Consider the following 17193-nt stretch of genomic DNA (forward strand, 5'->3'; position numbering starts at 1 on the left):
ACGCCCACTATAACGGGGCGGCTCGTTCACAGTAACAGGAGATAAGCGCGATGACTCTGACCTCAGGTAAACGAATGGGTGTCCGTGCGCTGCTTGTTACGTTAGGTTACCGAGCGGCTTTATGAGTTAGCATGCTTAGTGTTAGATTGCTTATTGTCGTTGCAAAATGCAAGTAATTGCAAATCGCAATTGTATTATGACATCAGTTGTAATGAAATCGTTCTATTTTTCACCGGTAACCCCGTATTTAAAGCATTTTATAAGTTGGCACGCTATGTGCTTTATATACAGTGACCCTTTTAAGCCGAGGGTCACCTAGCCAACTGACGTTGTTAGTGAACCATCTTGTTCACATCTATATATAGCCAACCGCCTTTATTGCGATTGGCTTTTTTTTTGCTCTTTTTCCGGCAATTAACTTTTTACATTAATATCTTAGTTGGCCGGATGTTGTGTGACTTTTACTCTTCTCCATCGCATTTTGCATAGCAGCTTGGTTGACGTGGACAGACTGCACCACGTGAGCAAATCAAGCGGGCTTCATTTTCAATCCCACGTTCAATCCAGTTAATATTAAGAATTTTTGCGATAGTGAGTAAATCTTTCTTAATTGCGCCCGGAATCACAGTACTCCCGCCGTGACTGACGCAAGACGCTTTCAGCTCTTCTGCGATGGCCAGTGCATCTCCACCTTGCGCTGCAATGGCCGGGTTAAGATCGATACCTGCGCACAACACCCGGTTATTGCCGGCAGGATCGGTCATGTTGATCGATTCACAGCAGTAAATACGCGGTTCGTCCCCGACGTTGAGAATAGAGATCTGTGCGGAGCTGTCCGGTTGAGGCTCAGAGAGGCGACGGAAAACCGCCCAGTGCTGACAGGGGTCGTTAACTTTACGCATATTGCCCCAGGGCAGAGGGATACCATTGCCACGATAAACCGCTTTGAGCTTTCCTGCTCCGTAAGCATCGAAATAGTGCCAGTACGGGTAGGGTGAAACGACCGTCATACGGCGCATCGCGACCGACGGTGATACACCGGCTTTGAGGTGCACATCAATTTCATAGCCATTGCGGTCGAGTAGTTGGCGGAAGGGAACTTTAGGACACAGCAGGGCACCGGCAAAAAAGCTCGATTCAAAGTCTCGCCACGCCTGCAGAATATCCTGCGAGTTAAGCTCTGAAGTGGGCTGGCTGTCTTGCTCTTCCCAGCCCTGCGTATGACCGACAGTGAGTACGCTTTTCAGGCCGTCTTTGCTGTGCAGGACATTGTGACCAATGTAGACCGCCAGATCATATTTAAGCCGTGTCGGATGCTGGCGCAGGATTTCATTGAGATAAATGGTGCCGGGAGGTTCAAAAAATGAGGTGATAAGCTGTTTGGCACTCACTCCAAGCTCGTCCACCACGTCACGAGGTGTACGCTGTACCCAGCGAATATTCAGTCCCAGGCTTTTGGCGATATCGAACAGATCTTCCACCGCCAGGTTCAGACGTTTAAGACCGACCTCTTCAGCAGCACGTTCCAAATCGGGAAAATGGTTCTGCAGGCTTTCCTGGTGGGCTCGGATCAGCAGATGAGCAAACTGGCGACCGGTAATACCGGTTTGTGACAGCATTTCCGGTATGGCGATCTGCAAAATGTCGTTCGAAAACAAGAAGCTTGGCTCCAGAGCCATGCCGCTGATCCCGCCCCGGTTACCTTTGTCCGGGGTGATATCGGCCTGCTCCGGCTCGTCATCGAGAAACCAGGCCGGATCTTTTTGAAATACATTGGCGATCACCTCGAGCATTTCCACACTTGGTACCCGTTTGCCCCGTTCAATCATCGACAGGTAGGAGACGGATGGCGCGTACTCCGGATTAACCCGAATACAGCGTGCGGAGAGATCCTCCATTGTTAAGTGATTGCGTTTTCTCAGGTTTCTGACTTTAGTCCCGAGAAAATGAGACTGTCTGACTAAGCTTTTTGACACGGCCATTTTGTAAAATTCACATTGTAAAATTTTTGTTGTGAAATTGTAGTAAAAAATCCGCTAATCTACAAAATAAGCAAGTCACAAACTGGAAAACAAAAATACTTAACCAGCTTAATGTGAATGCACAGGACGAAACATTTTTGGTTATCCATGAGGGAAAGACGATGAATATGCTGACATTCGATAAAACAGAAATCCAACAACAACCGAAACCATTTATCGCTGAAGCTGTCTTCGCCGTCGAGACGATCAGCGCTGATAAGCAGTGTGAAAAACAAGCCAAAGCCAAACAGCTGCTCGATCGCCTGTTTCCGCTGGAAAATGGCTCACACCAAGATGTGACCAGCTACATGATTGATTACAGTCACGTACTGGCCTATTTCAAAGACGGTACTCACAGTGGACTGAAATATCCGAAACACTTTGTGGCGTACACTGGCGGAAAAGACAATCCGTGCTCAATCCTGCTGCGTGATGGCAGTGGCTGCCATGTTGAAGTGCTGCTGGGCTGCATGAAAGGCACCGGCTGCGTTGAGTTGGTAGAGATTGACGATATCCAGCTTGAGACCTGTACCACCTTCTGTCAGATGTGTGATGAGACGGAACCGACCGCTGCGATGCGTCACTGGATAAGCCTTATTAAGGGAGACCAGCGTGGCAGACCACAGGCGTGCAGTGAGGATAAAGAATACACGTCCAAAAGCGGAGAAGACTACTGCCTGAGCTACTGCTTTAATCTGTGATAGCAAAACGTTGCGGTGAAAAGCCGCGCAGTGATATCAATCAGAGCCTTATATCAGAGTGATACATAGCACAGTGATATTAGGTAACTTGATTCATCGCCAAAGCGTTTACTTTGGGTAAGGCCTTCAGTAATAAAAAATCCACCGGGTTAAATCGGTGGATTTTTATTGTCTCAGCGTTTCGCAAAGCTGTTGTGTGCTGCTTGACGTGCCTGTTTAAATCGGCATCACCCGGTTACGTCCCAAGTGCTTGGCGTCGTACAGCATTTGGTCGGCCCGATCGAGCAGTGACTGCGCGCTATCAAGGTCATCACGCTGCGAAACTCCGAACGAGGCGGTAATGTTGCCAACCTGGTTATTATTGCGGCGATCGCGTACCTTGAGTTTTTCAATTGAGCGGCGCAACGTGTCGGCGAACTGGCGTGCGCTGCGTAATGATTTATTCGGCAGGATTAGTGCAAACTCTTCGCCGCCAAAACGATAAGCAGTGATACCTTCCCGACAACTCGCCTGCAGACGTTTACCCAGGCTGCGTATGATATTGTCGCCGAACAGGTGGCCAAATTCGTCGTTAAATCTTTTAAAATGATCGATGTCGAGCAAAATAATGCTCATTGGCTGGTGGCCATGCATTAGGGCGGCCAGATCATCATTAAAGGCTCGGCGGTTATACAGGCCAGACAGGCTGTCAAACAGGGCATCGCGCTGTACCGTCGCCAGCTGCGCTTTCAGGCGTGATATTTCCTGACTGGCACTCTGTAACTGGTTGTTGAGGAAACGGGTCGAGTGCCGGATATCGTGTGATTCACTGACAAACTGACGGATCATCATCATCACTTCCTCGATGGAAAGCTCTTCATGCTCAACCCGTTCAAGGTCATTCAGACTCTTATCGATAGCGGCCTCAAATGCACTGGTGTCCGTCATGGTGTCTGACATGGAGCAGCAGATTTCATTGGCCAGCAATTCGATATTGTTGCGCAGTTCACTGACGCTGGTTTCGGCTCTGGTCGCTATGTGCGTCTTGTAGAGATGCTCACCAGTGGCTGGCGGGAACAGATCGAAGTTGGCCAGAATGGCGTCCATCTCCTCGTTCAACTGAGGCATACTGTTATCAACATAGGTGTACCAGAGCGCGTAGTTGGCAGGCGTCGCGGCAACATGGTTTTTGATCATCAGTGGAACGGCTTGTTTGAGGTTGGCCGTGGATTTTTTGAAATCGTCGTCAGTCATTATGTATCGGAAGTCACTAGGCGATAACCATTTGATTAGCAAATAATAGCTGAGTTTGGTCAGCAATGCTTTAAAAAACGCATGATATGTAAGGTTCCATGAGTCAGACTAGGCTTTAGCTAAGTCCTTTTTTCTATACAGATCAAAACCTAATTAAATTAGGCCGCTCATGAGTGAGCAGCCAGTTTTAACGGGCGGCGCTGACGCAGCAGCGCGATCACCTGAGGTAATAATGACATGACGATCATCCCGGCCATCAAGGCATATTGCTGCGGTTGGTAAAATTCACTCAGTAACAAGCCCCCGCACACAATACCGGCCACCGGATTGGCGATACCGCCAAAGGTAAAATCGACCACCGACATACGTTGCAGTAGCCACACATACAAACCATAACCGATAACAGTATTGGCCAGCACTATCCATAGGATGCCGATGGCGTTACGGGCAGAAAAATGATGTAGCGCCTCCAGATAGGTATGAGGTTCAATCAAAGCGTGTACCAGTGCAGCCGCGCTCAGCGCCAGGCCGCCAATGATCAGTTGCCAGGTCAGCACTGACCACCAGTGAATGCGTCCACCCAGTACCTTGGTCAGGGTTGAACCAAAAATGATACACATGATTGCTGCCAGCATGGCCATCAGACCAAACGGGTTGAGGCTAAGGGTTTTAGGATCAAACAGCATCCAGGCGAGCAGCACCAGGCCTAGACCGCACATCAACTGAATCAGCGATGGTCGTTGACGCCGGACCAGCCAATGGTAGCCCATGGCAAAGACAGGGACAGACACCATACCGACCCCCGAAATGGCTGATGGCAGCGTTAAAGCCATGACAAAGATCAGGCTGAAGAATGCGGCAATATTGACCAGACCAACCATACTCAGCGTTTTCCAGCTTGTCTTATCAGGCCAGCTTGGTTTTAGAGCAAGCAGCAGCAGACCGGCAGGCAGTGCGCGCAACGCTCCTAGTGCCAAAGGTGGCCAGTCGGCCAAGGTAGATTTAGTGACAGCGTAGGTGGTTCCCCACAGGAAGGCAGGAATCATGGCAAATAAAATGTTCATATCAAGTATCTTTATGTTGAGATATTTAAGTGAAATTTATCGCACAGAATGCTTCTTGTAAAGTATCTTTATGTTAAAGTAAATTATCGAAGCCGATAAAGGAGAATACAACCCGATGGATGCGATTGATCGCGTACTTGCACAGTGGCAGGCAGAGCGGCCACAGTTAGACACTTTACCTATGGGTATCATGGGACGCATGATGCGTTTGATTAAGCACCTTGAAGCAGCGGTGGGTGAGTTGCACAAGCAGCATGGTCTGAAAATGGGCGAATTTGACGTGCTCGCCACGTTGCTGCGATCCGGAGCCCCTTATCAGTTGACACCGTCAGAGCTGCTTTCTTCTATGATGCTTACCTCAGGCGCGATGACCAACCGGCTGGATAAACTGGATCAGAAAGGCCTGATCACCCGCGTACACAGCACGGCGGATCGACGCAGTATTGAAGTCAAACTCAGTGAGCAGGGATTGTTATTAATTAATACTTTGGTGCAGGAACATGTCAACATTCAACAGCAGTTAACCCAGTCGTTGAGCCCGCAGCAGCAGCAGGCGCTGACACTGTTACTCAAACAGTGGTTGAGTGATTTCGAAGCGCAGGAGTAAGTCGTATGGCGCTGACAAACACACCCAGGCAGACGCTGATTGAATTTATCGAAAGCTTGCCGCAGGTACAGGCGGACTATCCCTTTGGTCCTGAGCCTCTGGTGTATAAAATTCGCGGCAAAATGTTTGTGCTGTTTTTTGAATCGGCCTCGGAGTGGTTTGTGAACCTGAAATGCACTCCTCAAGACGGTGAAATTCTCACCAGCCAGTTTAATGCGATTCGGCCGGGCTACCATATGAACAAGCGTCACTGGATTTCAGTCGCGCTGCAGGGAGATGTGGAGCCGGGAATGATCGAAGATCTGTGTCTGCGTTCTTACCAGTTGGTTGTGAATAAACTAAGGAAAGGGGAGCGCGAAGCCTTGCAGCGTTTGTGGCCGCAAGGCAAGGCGTGATCAGTGGCTGGAAGAGAGCGCGGGCTGGCTCAGTTTTTTGGCACCGCGCAGCATAGCTTCAATCAGTTCGGTGGCGTTAAATTTCTCTAATGCTTCATGTGCGCCGACCTGATGGGCACGATCGACACAGATTTCACTCGACAGTGAGGTGTGCAAGATGCAGTAGGCATGGCTGAGGTGAGCGTCGTTTTGTACCTCAAATGCCAACTCGTAGCCATCCAGTCCCGGCATTTCAATGTCGCTGACCAGGATATCAATCGCCTGATGGTCTGCAGCCAGTCTGCGCATCATATCAATCGCTTCGAGACCGTTTTTACAGATCTGGTAAGGGATATTGATACGATCCAGCGCATCCGCCAGCTGTTTACGTGCGATAGATGAGTCATCCACCAGCATGATATTGAGGGCTTTGAGTCGCTCACGTTCCACATCGGTCAGCATCGGCACTTTAGTGGATTCATACTGCGGGTAAATTTTAGACAGCAGCAGTTCGACATCCAGCATCTGAACGATTTTCTGCTCGTAGCGGGTAATACCTGTCACGAAAACATTGCGCCCGGCTGACGGCGGAGATGGCTCAATACTGCGCCAGTCACATTCGATGATCTTTTCAATCCCGCGCACCATAAATGCCACGACAGTACGCAGACAGTCAGTGACGATCAGATAGCTTTTTTCATATTCATCCGGGTGGATCGGGCGAAAACCGATCGCCGCTGCCATATCAATCACCGGCACGGTGGTGTTGCGGAAGGTAACAGTACCAACCACATGGTGATGTGAGTAGGGAATCTGAGTCATCGGCATAAAAGGAATAATTTCGCGTACTTTTAATGTTCCAATCGCGAACAGCTGTTTTTGCATATTCAGCGTGAACATCAGCATGCCCTGCGACTGATTTGCCTTACTGAGAGTTTTAGCCATAACTAGTATCTTAATTAATCGTTATTCACTCTATACTAACTGAAAATAGCGCATCGGCAACGGTAACGCGGTTTTTTTAGTGCAGACGGAGTGCCAGTTCGAGAACAATCGAACAGTTGTTTGAAAAATGTTTTCACGATGTAAATGAAACAATGCCGAGTGCATCGGGTGCGGAGTTCCGCTAGACTAGGCAACTTTTTCGGGTGAGGTAAAAGTTATGGCAAGAACGGCAGCAGCGTTGCATATTCTGGTAAAACACAAAGAACAAGCTGACGATATTATGCAGCAGCTGAAAAAAGGCGCCAAGTTTCAGACTCTGGCGAAGAAATATTCTCAGTGCCCTTCGGGCAAACGCGGCGGTGATCTGGGTGAATTTCGCCAGGGCCAAATGGTGCCGCAGTTTGATAAAGCGTGTTTTAAAGGCGAAGTGCTCACTCCGCAACTGGTCAAGACCAAGTTTGGCTGGCACGTGATTAAGGTGTTGTATCGGACATGATAGCCCTAGCTGGCATAAGTATTATATGCCGATTCTGACTTATATCGCTGAAATCTCACCACGTCCGGTACTGTTTGTGCTTGTAGAAGTCGCTCATTCGCGTTACGGCAGTGAAACCGCGTACGAGGCGGCAGTTGAACCGAAAGAGCGGATGATCATTCCGGGGGAGACCCATACCGATTTGTACGATCAGTTGGATGTAATTGCGTTGGATAAGATGACCAGCTTCTTCCCGTCTCACCTGTCGTAGCTCCAAGCTTATTATCAACACTTATCATCAAAGCCGGGTCTGCCTGCAGGCCCGGCTTTGATCTATGTAAACGTTCGATTCAATTCATCAATTTCGCAAAGCAACTTAGCGAATCGATTCATCTAATTCAGCAAGAAAGCCACTAAGTTTCCGACTATTCCACCAGTACGGCCGTGCCGCTGACAGACACCATCAGCATACCGTTGGTTTTGCCAAATGTTTCGTAATCGAGGTCGATACCGACCACGGCGTTGGCTCCTAGTTCGGCAGCACGGGCTTCCAGCTCTTGCAGCGCAATAGTGCGCGCTTTTTGCAGTTCGTGCTCATAGGTGGCTGAACGGCCCCCGACGATATCGCGAATGCCTGCAAACATATCTTTAAAAATGTTCGCGCCCATAATGGCTTCACCGGCGATGACACCGCAATAGCGCACGATACGTTTACCTTCGACTTGGGGAGTGGTGGTGATGATCATAGTTATGTTCCTGTTTTACAGAGAATATCAACAGTGTAGAGCAACATAACCGCGGTGTAATAGCATTGAATGAAAAAAGCCCGCCATGAGAGGCGGGCAAATCGTGTCTTAGGCCAGAAGCCGCTAATATGACGCCGATCTAACGTAAGTTCCTCAGAGCTAACGTAAGTGCGCTTCAGCGCAAAGGTATGATCCCGATAAAAATGTTCAGGGTCACGCAATGACGGAAGCAACTTCTTTGACCAGTGCGGCCAGTTCATCCCACTTTTCATTGTCGATCAAATCGTTTGGTACCATCCAGGTACCGCCGCATGCCAGCACTGCCGGGACCGCGAGGTAGTTTTTCACGTTGCTCGGGCTTACGCCGCCGGTTGGCATGAAGCTGACCGGGTACACGGCAGTCAGTGCTTTGAGCATCGCGACACCGCCGGACGGCTCTGCCGGGAAAAACTTCAATGTGTCGAGGCCCATTTCCATCGCTTGTTCCACCAGGCTTGGGTTGTTGACGCCAGGGATGATGGTCACGCCGCGCTGCTGACAGTATTTGACCGTGGTCGGGTTAAAGCCTGGGCTGACGACAAAATCAACGCCGGCTTCAATCGCTGCATCAACCTGTGCTGTGGTCAGTACTGTTCCTGCGCCGATCAGCATTTCTGGATAGGCTTCACGCATGTTTTTCATCGCCAGCGCCGCCTGTTCGGTACGAAATGTCACTTCTGCGCAAGGCAGGCCATTTTCAAGCAGTACCTGCGCCAGTTTAACGGCTTTGTTTGCGTCTTTGATTGCAATTACGGGCACGACTTTTATATCGCGCAGTTGTTGGTTAAGCGTTGTCATAGTTCATGTCCTTTAAAGTGTTGGCATTGCAGCGCAGGGAATAATGGCACCGCGGTGCTGGATAACAGTGCCGGCCAGCAGATGGCCGGATTGAGCTGATTCAAACGGATTACCACCGGTCAGACGCTTGGCGAGGTAGCCGGCACTGAACGAGTCACCGGCAGCGGTGGTATCGATCACCTTGCTGATCTGGTTGGCCGGCACAGCGATGGTTTCGTTGTTGACGTGTACCAGGCACTCTTGTGCGCCGCGTTTGATCACTATTTCCTGTACTCCAAAAGCTTGTGTGCGGGTAATGGCATCGCTTTCGGTGTGCGGGCCGTACAGCATGATTTCGTCATCAAAGGTGAGAAAGGCAAGGTCGGTCAGGCGCAGGACTTGAGCATACGCTGCCTGTGCGTCCGCCACTGAGTTCCAGAGAGCAGGACGGTAGTTGTTGTCAAAAGCAATAGTACAGCCCTGCTTACGACACTCGCTGAGTACATCGACAAGCTTTTCCAGGCAGTCAGGCGGCAGAATCGCCAGGCTGATGCCACTTAGGTAAATCACCTGAAACTGGCTAAGTGAGTGCGCCAGCTCGGCTGGGTTGCAGTCACGTAACCAGTATTTGGCCGCGGAATCATTCCGCCAGTAATAAAAACTGCGCTCGCCATCTGGTGCGGTTTCTATTGCGTACATGCCTGGCAGTTTAGTATCAGAGATGTTCACCAGCTCTGTATTGATCCCTTCTTGCTGCCAACTGGCCAACATCTGTTGGCTGAACGAATCCTTGCCCAGACCTGTTGCGTAGGCTGTCGAAATGCCGTGCTGCTGAGTCAGGCGTGATAAGTAAACGGCGGTGTTGAGGGTATCGCCCCCAAAACTCTGCCTGAGCTGGCCCGCAGATTTCTGTAGTTCGACCATACATTCACCAATGATCGCAACACGATTGACCTTCATAGCTACTCCTTAATCTGTCTGCCGTTATTATGACCATTTGTACTTCGTGTAACAATAAAAATAAAACGTAGGTTCATTTATTTTGTGAGTTGTGTCGTTAAATAAATTGAAGTGATTGAAACGGACGAATCGAATCGCCGGCCAGGGGACGGGTTACCTGGGCGATGAAGGCCTTGAAGCGACTCTCATAAATTTGAAAAGCCTTTTTAAAAATACTGGTACGAGGATGTTGAGTCGTTATAATGGGCGCAAGCTCTAAGATGCAAAGGATTTAGCATGGAAAAGTCATCGCAACCGGAAGCCGTCTCTTCGGTTCTGAAAGTATTCAATATTCTGCAGGCTCTCGGTGAGCAAAAAGAGATTGGGGTCTCTGAGCTGTCTCAGCGTTTGATGATGTCGAAGGCGACGACCTACCGTTTTCTGCAAACCATGAAATCGCTCGGTTATGTGGCGCAGGAAGGCGAGGCAGATAAATACCAACTGACACTCAAGTTATTTGAACTGGGCGCGAAGTCTCTGGAATACGTCGATCTGATCGAACTGGCGGACAGAGAGATGCGGGTTATCTCGGAACTGACCAATGAAGCGCTACATCTCGGTGCGCTGGATGAAAAAGAGATTATTTATATCCACAAAATTGATTCCGGTTACAATTTGCGTATGTATTCGCGTATCGGACGGCGTAATCCGCTCTATTGCACTGCGATAGGTAAGGTCCTGCTGGCAGAGCGGGATGAAGCCTTTGTACGTCAGACTCTGGACGGAGTTGAATTCACCAGGTTCAACGAGCGCACATTACAAAATATCGACGAGCTACTGATTGAATTGGATAAGGTGCGCAGCCAGCACTTTGCTGAGGATAATGAAGAGCAGGAAGCCGGGCTGCGCTGTATTGCCGCGCCCGTCTACGACCGGTTTGGCAATGTGATCGCCGGAGTGTCTATTTCGTTACCGACCATTCGTTTTGATGAACAGCAGCTCAGCTATTATGTTGAGTTATTGCAAACCGCAGGGCGTAACATCTCCCGTCAGTTAGGTTTCAACCAGTATCCGGTGTAAATAAGTCCGTCTCAACTAGGAAGGGCATGTAACAGCAGTCTCATGGCTGCTGTTTTCTAATCAGGCAGCCTGAGCAGGGTAGATTAAGCCAGTCGCATCGACAAATTATATTGTCCGTTTGGATAAAAACTTAGATTTGTCGCCCTTGGGTTATCCTTATATAACGCCTTTTTTCAAACAGATATGTAGAAAAATGGCATTAGAAACCTTATTGGATGCAATTGCTGAGCAGGGCTGGTACGTGTGGGATGATTTTCTTTCCCTGGAGCAGGTACAGAGCCTGAGAGAGTGCGTACCTCAAGATTGGTACCGTGCCCGTATTGGCCGCAATGATGATCTGCTGCAAGCCAAGGCTATTCGCAGTGATCGTATTCAGTGGTTGAATTCGGAGATGGGACTGCCGGTGCAGGATTACCTGACACGCATGGAGCAGATCCGCTGCGAGGTGAACCGCGATTTCTTCATGGGCCTGTTTGAGTATGAATCCCACTTTGCCCAGTATCAGGTCGGCGACTTTTACAAAAAGCATCTCGATGCGTTTCGCGGCCAGGAAAACCGCAAACTGACCACAGTGTTCTACCTCAATGAGAACTGGACCGAAGCCGATGGCGGCGAACTGAAAATCTACGATATGGATGATCAGTTAATTGACACCGTTGCGCCGGTCGCCGGACGTCTGGTGGTGTTCCTGTCAGAAAATTTCCCGCATGAAGTGCTGCCTGCCAAAGCGGAGCGCATGAGTATTGCCGGTTGGTTCCGCACCAACGGCGTGACAGAGAGTCGTTTCGATATTGCCCATTGATATCAGGCCACCGTCTAAGTCGCTGAGTAACGCGATGGCCCGATGATAGCCCGTTTTATACCAACCGCGCCGCTGTTTGCTGGCGCGGTTTTTATTTGGGCTTATGATAATGTTTTAGGCGAAAAGTCGCTTGGCTAGGAGGCGTTTTGAAGATGGTGGCCTCATTTCCCTGAATTGCCCCTGGCTCAGCTTTGCGCTGAGAGTTTGCTCAGATAGTCATTTTGCAGAATATACATGCGTTTGACGTCACGATAGGCGCCGTTGATGAAGAATTCTTCCACCAGATGGCCCTCTTCTTTAAATCCACATGACTGATACAAATGCACCGCTTTTTCGTTATCGATCGCGACATGCAGATACACTTTATGCAGGTTGAGAATGGTAAAGGAGTAGTCGAGTGCTTTATGAATTAACGTGCGGGCGAAGCCACGGCCCTGATGCTGCGGGGTGATGATAATCTGAAATTCACCACTGCGATGGATATAGTCAATTTCAATCAACTCGACCAGACCCACCAGTTCCTTTTGTTCATTTTCTACCACAAAGCGGCGTTCGGCGTTGTCGTGGATGTGCTTGTTGTACAACTCTTCCAGTTCATCGAACGACTCATACGGCTCTTCAAACCAGTATGACATAATATTGCGGTTGTTGTTGAGATCGTGAATGAAACGCAAATCACTGCGTTCAAGCGCTCTGAGAGTGAGTTGGATGTTCATATGAGGTCCTGATTTATTCGCTTGTATTGCAAGGAATCTTATAAGGTTTTGAATATAGTCCGCTTTTGTTGCAAAACGACGGTAGTAAAACAATGGGTTCGGTGATTATTCTTTGTCAAAACTGTCAACGATAATAGCACCCATCGATGCGGGCATGGCGATGACGACAATACGTTTAAGTGAAATTAGCGGTTCGTCGAGGAGCGGCAATTTGTCGAGTGCGAGCAGGACAAAACCCACCACCAACGCGGTTATCGCATAGGCGATGACAATACGCAGCAAAAAAGCGGGTATCCGACGCTGCACATTGCGCTGGAAGACACTTTCATAGGCAAATACGCCGAGAAAACCCAGAGACAGCGTCAGTAACAGCAGCAGGTTGGGCAGCGGGAGCGACGTTCCAAGTTGCCAGGCTTCTTCTGAAAAGGAAATGGGCACCGCCAGAGCAAAGGCACCGACGCATACCTGACTGGCGTCTTCCATGTTAAAACTCATTTTCATACTTACACCTCATGATTGGGCCGGCTGTGAGCGGCAACCGATATCCTCAAGCATAATCGATTATCGGTTGAGACAAATTCACGCGCAGAGACAATTTAATGTGCTGCGATAGCTGTATGCTCACAGACAACTGTATGCGCTGAAACCACTTTACGTGCTGGTCACGCAATTAGCGAACTTCTTAGCTCTGTTGGGTCAATCGTTTAGCTCTGATTATGTTGGTCCGCTAATGTTTTACCACTGCTGCGGGTGAGCTGCTGCACTATTATCTCAGCCAGTATCTGCAGACTTTTTTGCCAGCGCGTTTCATCTTCCAGATTGGAAACACTAAAGCGGATACATTGGGTAAATTGTCCCTGATTAGCGAACAAGTGTCCGGGTAGCAGGCTGATTTTCTGACTCAGGCAGTGTTGATAGACCTGCTGGGTATCGACCTCTGCAGGCAGCGTCAGCCAGCACAGGAAAGAGCCCTGCGGACGTGACAGGTGGTAGCGGCCATTGAGCTCCGGATGTGAGTTAAATGCCTGAGAGAGCATCTGGGCGAATCGGAGTTGCCGGCTCTGATACAGGCGTCGCATGCGCGTCAGATGAGTGCGGTATCTGCCGGTCGAGAGAAAAGCCGCGACCGCCGACTGGATCAAATTGAGACTGCCCATATTTTCGCTCAGCAGGACTTTCTCGATCTGATTCATATAGCGTCCGGCGATAATCCAGCCGATACGCAGTCTCGAATCGAGCGTTTTCGATAACGAACTGATGTAAATCACCCGTTCCTGCTGATCCAAACTCTTCAGGCTCGGTAGCGCCTGTGCAAATCCCAGGCTGCCAAACACGTCGTCTTCGATAATGGGAATTGATTCAGTGACATCCAGCAGCGCCTGGCGATGAGCCAGCGGCATCAGCGCTCCGGTCGGATTGTTAAAATTCGGCGTGACCATGACAGCCTTGATGCGCCAGCGGCTGATGGCTTGTTTGAGCGCTTCGATATCCATCCCTGTGGTGAGCTGACTTGGGATTTCGACCACCTTTAGCCCCAGTGACTCAAGCAGCAGTAGGGTGCCAAAATAGCAGGGGGATTCAACGGCGACAATATCGCCGGGTTGGGTCAGGGCGCGAAAAGCCAGGCTTAATGCCTGCTGGCCGCCGTTGGTAATGGCGATATCACGCAATCTTGCATCAATACCGAGATCGCGGCAGATTTTGCGTATCTGGTTCACCAGTTGATCATTGCCCGGAGGCAGTTGATAGTGACTGGGAATATGGGTTTGCATCCGGCTGTGGCGGCCGATTTCAGCATACAAACTGCGAATAGCCGGTGAATCCGTACAAGGATGGGCGGAGCCTGCCGGCATATTATGCTTGATCACAGGCGCAGCCAGAATAGATTTAGACATCGACAGTAAATCAACCCGGCTTGGCTCACTGGCCTGATTATCCAGACTGGATTTACGTTCAGCGACACGATATCCCGAGCGGGGCAGAGAGTAAATCCAGCCCTGAGCTTCCAGAACCTGATAAGCGCGAATGACGGTATTCTTACCCACCTGATGCTGGGTCATTAAGCCCCGTATCGAGGGCAGTTTTTCGTCGGGCTGAAACAGGCCGCCTTCAATGGCGCGGCGTATTGCCAACTCGATATCCTGATATTTAAACTCTTCGCTCATTCTGGCTGCCTAGGTTAACACTGTACCCATTAATTCTACATCAACTGTGCCTTTTTTGTCATTCTGTGCCTAATTAGAATGGCGCCACAATAATTAGACTGCCAGAGAAATACTATGCTCATCAAAATGATTCCTTTTCTGTTCGTAATACTCTGGGCATCCGGCTTTGTCGGGGCCCGTTTCGGTCTTGAATATGCCGAGCCGATGACCTTTCTCAGTCTGCGGATGGTGCTAAATGTGGTGCTGTTTGCGCTACTGATCATGCTGCTCAAACGCCGTATCCCGACTGGCCGTCAGTTCTGGCACTCCTGTGTATCGGGGCTGTTTATCCATGGTTTGTATCTGGGGGGCACCTTTCAGGCGATTCACTGGGGGATCCCGGCGGGCTTAGCCTCACTGCTGGTCGGTAGCCAACCGATATTTACTGCGCTGATCCTGCTGCTGATGGGCAGTGAGCGGCTTAATCTCGCTCAGTGGCTCGGGCTTGCCCTGGGTTTTGCCGGCATCAGTTGTGTGCTGATGGGTAATATTGAGTGGCAGTCGGACGCACACAAATGGGCAGCCATTGGTATGTGTGTGGTTTCTTTGATCGGTATTACGGTCGGTACGCTGTATCAGAAGAAGTTCTGTCAGGGTGTTGATTTGCTGGGCGGTGCCTTGGTGCAATATGTGGCTGCGGTTGCGCTGCTGTTGCCTGCTGCGATGCAGTTTGAAACCATGCAGGTGGAATGGACCCCGACATTCATTATGACGCTCGGCTGGCTGGTGGTGGTGCTGTCGTGCATTGCGATTTTGCTACTGCTGTATATGGTTGAACATGGCGCATCATCTAGTGTTGCGTCGGTGTTTTACCTGGTACCGCCGACCACTGCAATTCAGGCCTGGATTTGCTTTGGGGAATCTTTTGATCGGTTGGGGGCGCTGGGCTTTGTACTGGCCGCTGTGGCGGTTTATCTGGTGGTGAAAAAGCCGGTGTTGCGACGTAGCAGAATGCCGCAACCCGCGGAAAGTGTCAGCTAGCGCAGCATGACGGAAATGAAAAAGCCCGTTCATTGATTTGAACGGGCTTTTGCGGTCAGAGGTAATAAACATCTGAGGTTATAACCATATGAGGTGAAGGATATTAGTCCTGCCTGACAGAGATTAGTTGTTGAATTAGACGCCCTTCTCTTTAAACAAGCGGCGACACGCGCGGCCATCACTATGGAACAGATGGCAACGATGGGCCGGAATACCAATTGCCAGGCTATCGCCGACCTCAATGTCCAGGGTGTCAGGCTGACGATAGATGATATCTGAATCTGAGCCTTTAACGTTCATGTAGGCCTGGGTCTCGTTGCCCAGTTTTTCCACAATCATCACCTTTCCTTCTATTTGAGCATCACCTTGCTGCGCTTCCAGCAGGTGCTCAGGACGTACGCCCAGCGACATACGTTCACCGACCGTGACTGTCGTGCCATCAACCGGGATCCAGAAGGCGAAGCCGTTTGACAGCCGAACTTTAACCCGCTCTTTTTCCGCTTCGTCAATAGTGACACTCATGAAGTTCATCTTTGGTGAACCGATAAAACCGGCCACAAAACGATTCTGTGGGTAGTGGTAAAGCTCGAGTGGTTTACCGACCTGAGACACAAAACCGGCGTCCAGTACTACGATTTTATCAGCCATGGTCATGGCTTCGACCTGATCGTGGGTGACGTAAATCATGGTGCAGCCTAATTTGCGCTGCAGCTTAGTAATTTCGGAGCGCATCTGTACCCGCAGCGCAGCATCGAGGTTAGAAAGCGGCTCATCGAGCAGGAAAACATTGGGTTGGGAGACCAGAGTCCGGCCAATAGCGACACGCTGACGCTGGCCGCCCGATAAGGCCTTTGGCTGACGATCCAGCAGATGGCTCAATTGCAGGATATCGGCTGCGTGTTCAACGCGTTTACTGATCTCGGCTTTGTCGGCTTTGGCCAGTTTGAGGCCAAATGACATGTTGTCGTGCAAATTCAAGTGCGGATAGAGGGCGTAAGACTGAAATACCATGCCGACCCCGCGTTTGGAAGGTTCGACATCATTCATGCGTTGCTCACCAATAAACAGATCACCAGAGGTAATGTCTTCCAGTCCGGCAATACAACGCAGCAGGGTGGATTTACCACAGCCTGACGGACCGACGAAGACGACAAATTCGCCTTCCTGGATTTCCAGATCCACATTCTTGGAAATCATCACATCGCCATAAGCTTTACAAACGTTTTTTAAGCTGACACTCGCCATCTAGCTCGTCCTCGGATCAAGATTTTTAATGATTACCGCCTCTGTAAGTAGATTCTCAGCAAATTTTGCCGCAGGCAGTAAAAGTAGGGATATATTGAGGTGACTCCTCGGCCTTGTGTGGCCGGGACTCTGCGTCTTAACGCGCAACCTCTTATTTTATCAGATAAGAATAACAGGTAAGAAAAGAAAGGGTGATGTCTTCAAACAAAGGGTTTGAAGAAACCATCACCCGTCAAAGCCAAGA

General features: G+C 49.8%; 19 protein-coding genes. 8 read left to right on the forward strand and 11 right to left on the reverse strand.

Annotated features, from left to right (window positions below):
* Positions 1–461: 461 nt before the first annotated feature.
* Complete coding sequence (locus tag E6C74_RS05995) at positions 462–1982, reverse strand: DUF3612 domain-containing protein (protein ID WP_136483785.1); 1521 nt, start codon at positions 1980–1982, stop codon at positions 462–464.
* Positions 1983–2143: 161 nt separating this feature from the next.
* On the opposite strand from E6C74_RS05995, the gene E6C74_RS06000 reads away from it, so the two are divergent.
* Positions 2144–2722, forward strand: a complete 579-nt coding sequence (locus tag E6C74_RS06000) for a hypothetical protein (protein ID WP_136483786.1) — start codon at positions 2144–2146, stop codon at positions 2720–2722.
* 216 nt (positions 2723–2938) lie between these two features.
* Here the strand turns inward: E6C74_RS06000 and E6C74_RS06005 are convergent, their stop codons facing one another.
* Together E6C74_RS06005 and E6C74_RS06010 are read right to left on the reverse strand one after the other, a co-directional pair.
* Positions 2939–3955 carry a GGDEF domain-containing protein gene (locus E6C74_RS06005; protein ID WP_136483787.1) on the reverse strand — a complete coding sequence of 339 codons (1017 nt, stop codon included), beginning with the start codon at positions 3953–3955 and terminating at the stop codon, positions 2939–2941.
* A gap of 167 nt (positions 3956–4122) precedes the next feature.
* Positions 4123–5019 (reverse strand): EamA family transporter, encoded by an 897-nt coding sequence (locus tag E6C74_RS06010; protein ID WP_136483788.1) that lies wholly within the window; start codon positions 5017–5019, stop codon positions 4123–4125.
* Between the two features lie 115 nt (positions 5020–5134).
* On the opposite strand from E6C74_RS06010, the gene E6C74_RS06015 reads away from it, so the two are divergent.
* Together E6C74_RS06015 and E6C74_RS06020 are read left to right on the forward strand one after the other, a co-directional pair.
* The gene (locus E6C74_RS06015) at positions 5135–5626 is read left to right on the forward strand and encodes a MarR family transcriptional regulator (protein WP_136483789.1); all 492 of its coding nucleotides are present in this window, start codon (positions 5135–5137) and stop codon (positions 5624–5626) included.
* Positions 5627–5631: 5 nt separating this feature from the next.
* Complete coding sequence (locus tag E6C74_RS06020) at positions 5632–6021, forward strand: MmcQ/YjbR family DNA-binding protein (RefSeq protein WP_136483790.1); 390 nt, start codon at positions 5632–5634, stop codon at positions 6019–6021.
* On the opposite strand, the gene E6C74_RS06025 is transcribed toward E6C74_RS06020, so the two are convergent.
* Positions 6022–6945, reverse strand: a complete 924-nt coding sequence (locus E6C74_RS06025; protein ID WP_136483791.1) for a chemotaxis protein — start codon at positions 6943–6945, stop codon at positions 6022–6024. It abuts the gene before it with no gap.
* Positions 6946–7162: 217 nt separating this feature from the next.
* Here E6C74_RS06025 and ppiC point away from each other — a divergent pair, with 217 nt between their 5' ends.
* Both ppiC and E6C74_RS06035 read left to right on the forward strand, forming a co-directional pair.
* Positions 7163–7441 carry a peptidylprolyl isomerase PpiC gene (ppiC, locus tag E6C74_RS06030; protein ID WP_136483792.1) on the forward strand — a complete coding sequence of 93 codons (279 nt, stop codon included), beginning with the start codon at positions 7163–7165 and terminating at the stop codon, positions 7439–7441.
* Between the two features lie 25 nt (positions 7442–7466).
* Positions 7467–7691, forward strand: coding sequence for an alpha/beta hydrolase (locus E6C74_RS06035; RefSeq protein WP_240798133.1), 225 nt, complete (start codon positions 7467–7469; stop codon positions 7689–7691).
* 154 nt (positions 7692–7845) lie between these two features.
* Here the strand turns inward: E6C74_RS06035 and E6C74_RS06040 are convergent, their stop codons facing one another.
* From E6C74_RS06040 to E6C74_RS06050, 3 genes are all read right to left on the reverse strand, one after another.
* On the reverse strand, positions 7846–8166 hold the full coding sequence (locus tag E6C74_RS06040; protein ID WP_136483793.1) for a heavy metal-binding domain-containing protein: 321 nt from the start codon (positions 8164–8166) through the stop codon (positions 7846–7848).
* A gap of 213 nt (positions 8167–8379) precedes the next feature.
* Positions 8380–9003, reverse strand: coding sequence for a bifunctional 4-hydroxy-2-oxoglutarate aldolase/2-dehydro-3-deoxy-phosphogluconate aldolase (locus E6C74_RS06045; protein WP_136483794.1), 624 nt, complete (start codon positions 9001–9003; stop codon positions 8380–8382).
* A gap of 12 nt (positions 9004–9015) precedes the next feature.
* On the reverse strand, positions 9016–9942 hold the full coding sequence (locus E6C74_RS06050; RefSeq protein WP_136483795.1) for a sugar kinase: 927 nt from the start codon (positions 9940–9942) through the stop codon (positions 9016–9018).
* Between the two features lie 276 nt (positions 9943–10218).
* Here E6C74_RS06050 and kdgR point away from each other — a divergent pair, with 276 nt between their 5' ends.
* Complete coding sequence (gene kdgR, locus E6C74_RS06055; protein WP_136483796.1) at positions 10219–11001, forward strand: DNA-binding transcriptional regulator KdgR; 783 nt, start codon at positions 10219–10221, stop codon at positions 10999–11001.
* 193 nt (positions 11002–11194) lie between these two features.
* Entirely contained in the window at positions 11195–11803 is a 609-nt protein-coding gene (locus E6C74_RS06060; RefSeq protein ID WP_136483797.1) for a 2OG-Fe(II) oxygenase, read from the forward strand.
* Positions 11804–11988: 185 nt separating this feature from the next.
* On the opposite strand, the gene speG is transcribed toward E6C74_RS06060, so the two are convergent.
* The 3 genes from speG to E6C74_RS06075 form a co-directional block, all read right to left on the reverse strand.
* The gene (gene speG / locus E6C74_RS06065) at positions 11989–12519 is read right to left on the reverse strand and encodes a spermidine N1-acetyltransferase (protein ID WP_136483798.1); all 531 of its coding nucleotides are present in this window, start codon (positions 12517–12519) and stop codon (positions 11989–11991) included.
* Positions 12520–12624: 105 nt separating this feature from the next.
* The gene (locus tag E6C74_RS06070) at positions 12625–13020 is read right to left on the reverse strand and encodes a DUF2391 family protein (RefSeq protein WP_136483799.1); all 396 of its coding nucleotides are present in this window, start codon (positions 13018–13020) and stop codon (positions 12625–12627) included.
* A 203-nt stretch (positions 13021–13223) separates the two neighbouring features.
* Entirely contained in the window at positions 13224–14684 is a 1461-nt protein-coding gene (locus E6C74_RS06075; RefSeq protein WP_136483800.1) for a PLP-dependent aminotransferase family protein, read from the reverse strand.
* 114 nt (positions 14685–14798) lie between these two features.
* Here E6C74_RS06075 and E6C74_RS06080 point away from each other — a divergent pair, with 114 nt between their 5' ends.
* Positions 14799–15704, forward strand: a complete 906-nt coding sequence (locus tag E6C74_RS06080) for an EamA family transporter (protein ID WP_136483801.1) — start codon at positions 14799–14801, stop codon at positions 15702–15704.
* A gap of 135 nt (positions 15705–15839) precedes the next feature.
* Here E6C74_RS06080 and malK read toward each other — a convergent pair whose 3' ends face one another.
* A complete protein-coding gene (gene malK / locus E6C74_RS06085) occupies positions 15840–16949 on the reverse strand; it encodes a maltose/maltodextrin ABC transporter ATP-binding protein MalK (RefSeq protein ID WP_136483802.1) in 1110 nt (369 codons plus the stop codon).
* Between the last annotated feature and the right edge of the window lie 244 nt (positions 16950–17193).

Origin of the sequence: Vibrio sp. H11, assembly GCF_004804295.1 — a bacterium.
Classification (GTDB): Bacteria; Pseudomonadota; Gammaproteobacteria; order Enterobacterales; family Vibrionaceae; genus Vibrio; species Vibrio ostreae.

Coding starts and splice junctions, on each gene's coding strand:
- E6C74_RS05995 (WP_136483785.1), bottom strand. CDS start 1,982: ATGGCCGTGTCAAAAAGCTTAGTCAGACAGTCTCATTTTCTCGGGACT.
- E6C74_RS06000 (WP_136483786.1), top strand. CDS start 2,144: ATGAATATGCTGACATTCGATAAAACAGAAATCCAACAACAACCGAAA.
- E6C74_RS06005 (WP_136483787.1), bottom strand. CDS start 3,955: ATGACTGACGACGATTTCAAAAAATCCACGGCCAACCTCAAACAAGCC.
- E6C74_RS06010 (WP_136483788.1), bottom strand. CDS start 5,019: ATGAACATTTTATTTGCCATGATTCCTGCCTTCCTGTGGGGAACCACC.
- E6C74_RS06015 (WP_136483789.1), top strand. CDS start 5,135: ATGGATGCGATTGATCGCGTACTTGCACAGTGGCAGGCAGAGCGGCCA.
- E6C74_RS06020 (WP_136483790.1), top strand. CDS start 5,632: ATGGCGCTGACAAACACACCCAGGCAGACGCTGATTGAATTTATCGAA.
- E6C74_RS06025 (WP_136483791.1), bottom strand. CDS start 6,945: ATGGCTAAAACTCTCAGTAAGGCAAATCAGTCGCAGGGCATGCTGATG.
- ppiC (WP_136483792.1), top strand. CDS start 7,163: ATGGCAAGAACGGCAGCAGCGTTGCATATTCTGGTAAAACACAAAGAA.
- E6C74_RS06035 (WP_240798133.1), top strand. CDS start 7,467: ATGCCGATTCTGACTTATATCGCTGAAATCTCACCACGTCCGGTACTG.
- E6C74_RS06040 (WP_136483793.1), bottom strand. CDS start 8,166: ATGATCATCACCACCACTCCCCAAGTCGAAGGTAAACGTATCGTGCGC.
- E6C74_RS06045 (WP_136483794.1), bottom strand. CDS start 9,003: ATGACAACGCTTAACCAACAACTGCGCGATATAAAAGTCGTGCCCGTA.
- E6C74_RS06050 (WP_136483795.1), bottom strand. CDS start 9,942: ATGAAGGTCAATCGTGTTGCGATCATTGGTGAATGTATGGTCGAACTA.
- kdgR (WP_136483796.1), top strand. CDS start 10,219: ATGGAAAAGTCATCGCAACCGGAAGCCGTCTCTTCGGTTCTGAAAGTA.
- E6C74_RS06060 (WP_136483797.1), top strand. CDS start 11,195: ATGGCATTAGAAACCTTATTGGATGCAATTGCTGAGCAGGGCTGGTAC.
- speG (WP_136483798.1), bottom strand. CDS start 12,519: ATGAACATCCAACTCACTCTCAGAGCGCTTGAACGCAGTGATTTGCGT.
- E6C74_RS06070 (WP_136483799.1), bottom strand. CDS start 13,020: ATGAAAATGAGTTTTAACATGGAAGACGCCAGTCAGGTATGCGTCGGT.
- E6C74_RS06075 (WP_136483800.1), bottom strand. CDS start 14,684: ATGAGCGAAGAGTTTAAATATCAGGATATCGAGTTGGCAATACGCCGC.
- E6C74_RS06080 (WP_136483801.1), top strand. CDS start 14,799: ATGCTCATCAAAATGATTCCTTTTCTGTTCGTAATACTCTGGGCATCC.
- malK (WP_136483802.1), bottom strand. CDS start 16,949: ATGGCGAGTGTCAGCTTAAAAAACGTTTGTAAAGCTTATGGCGATGTG.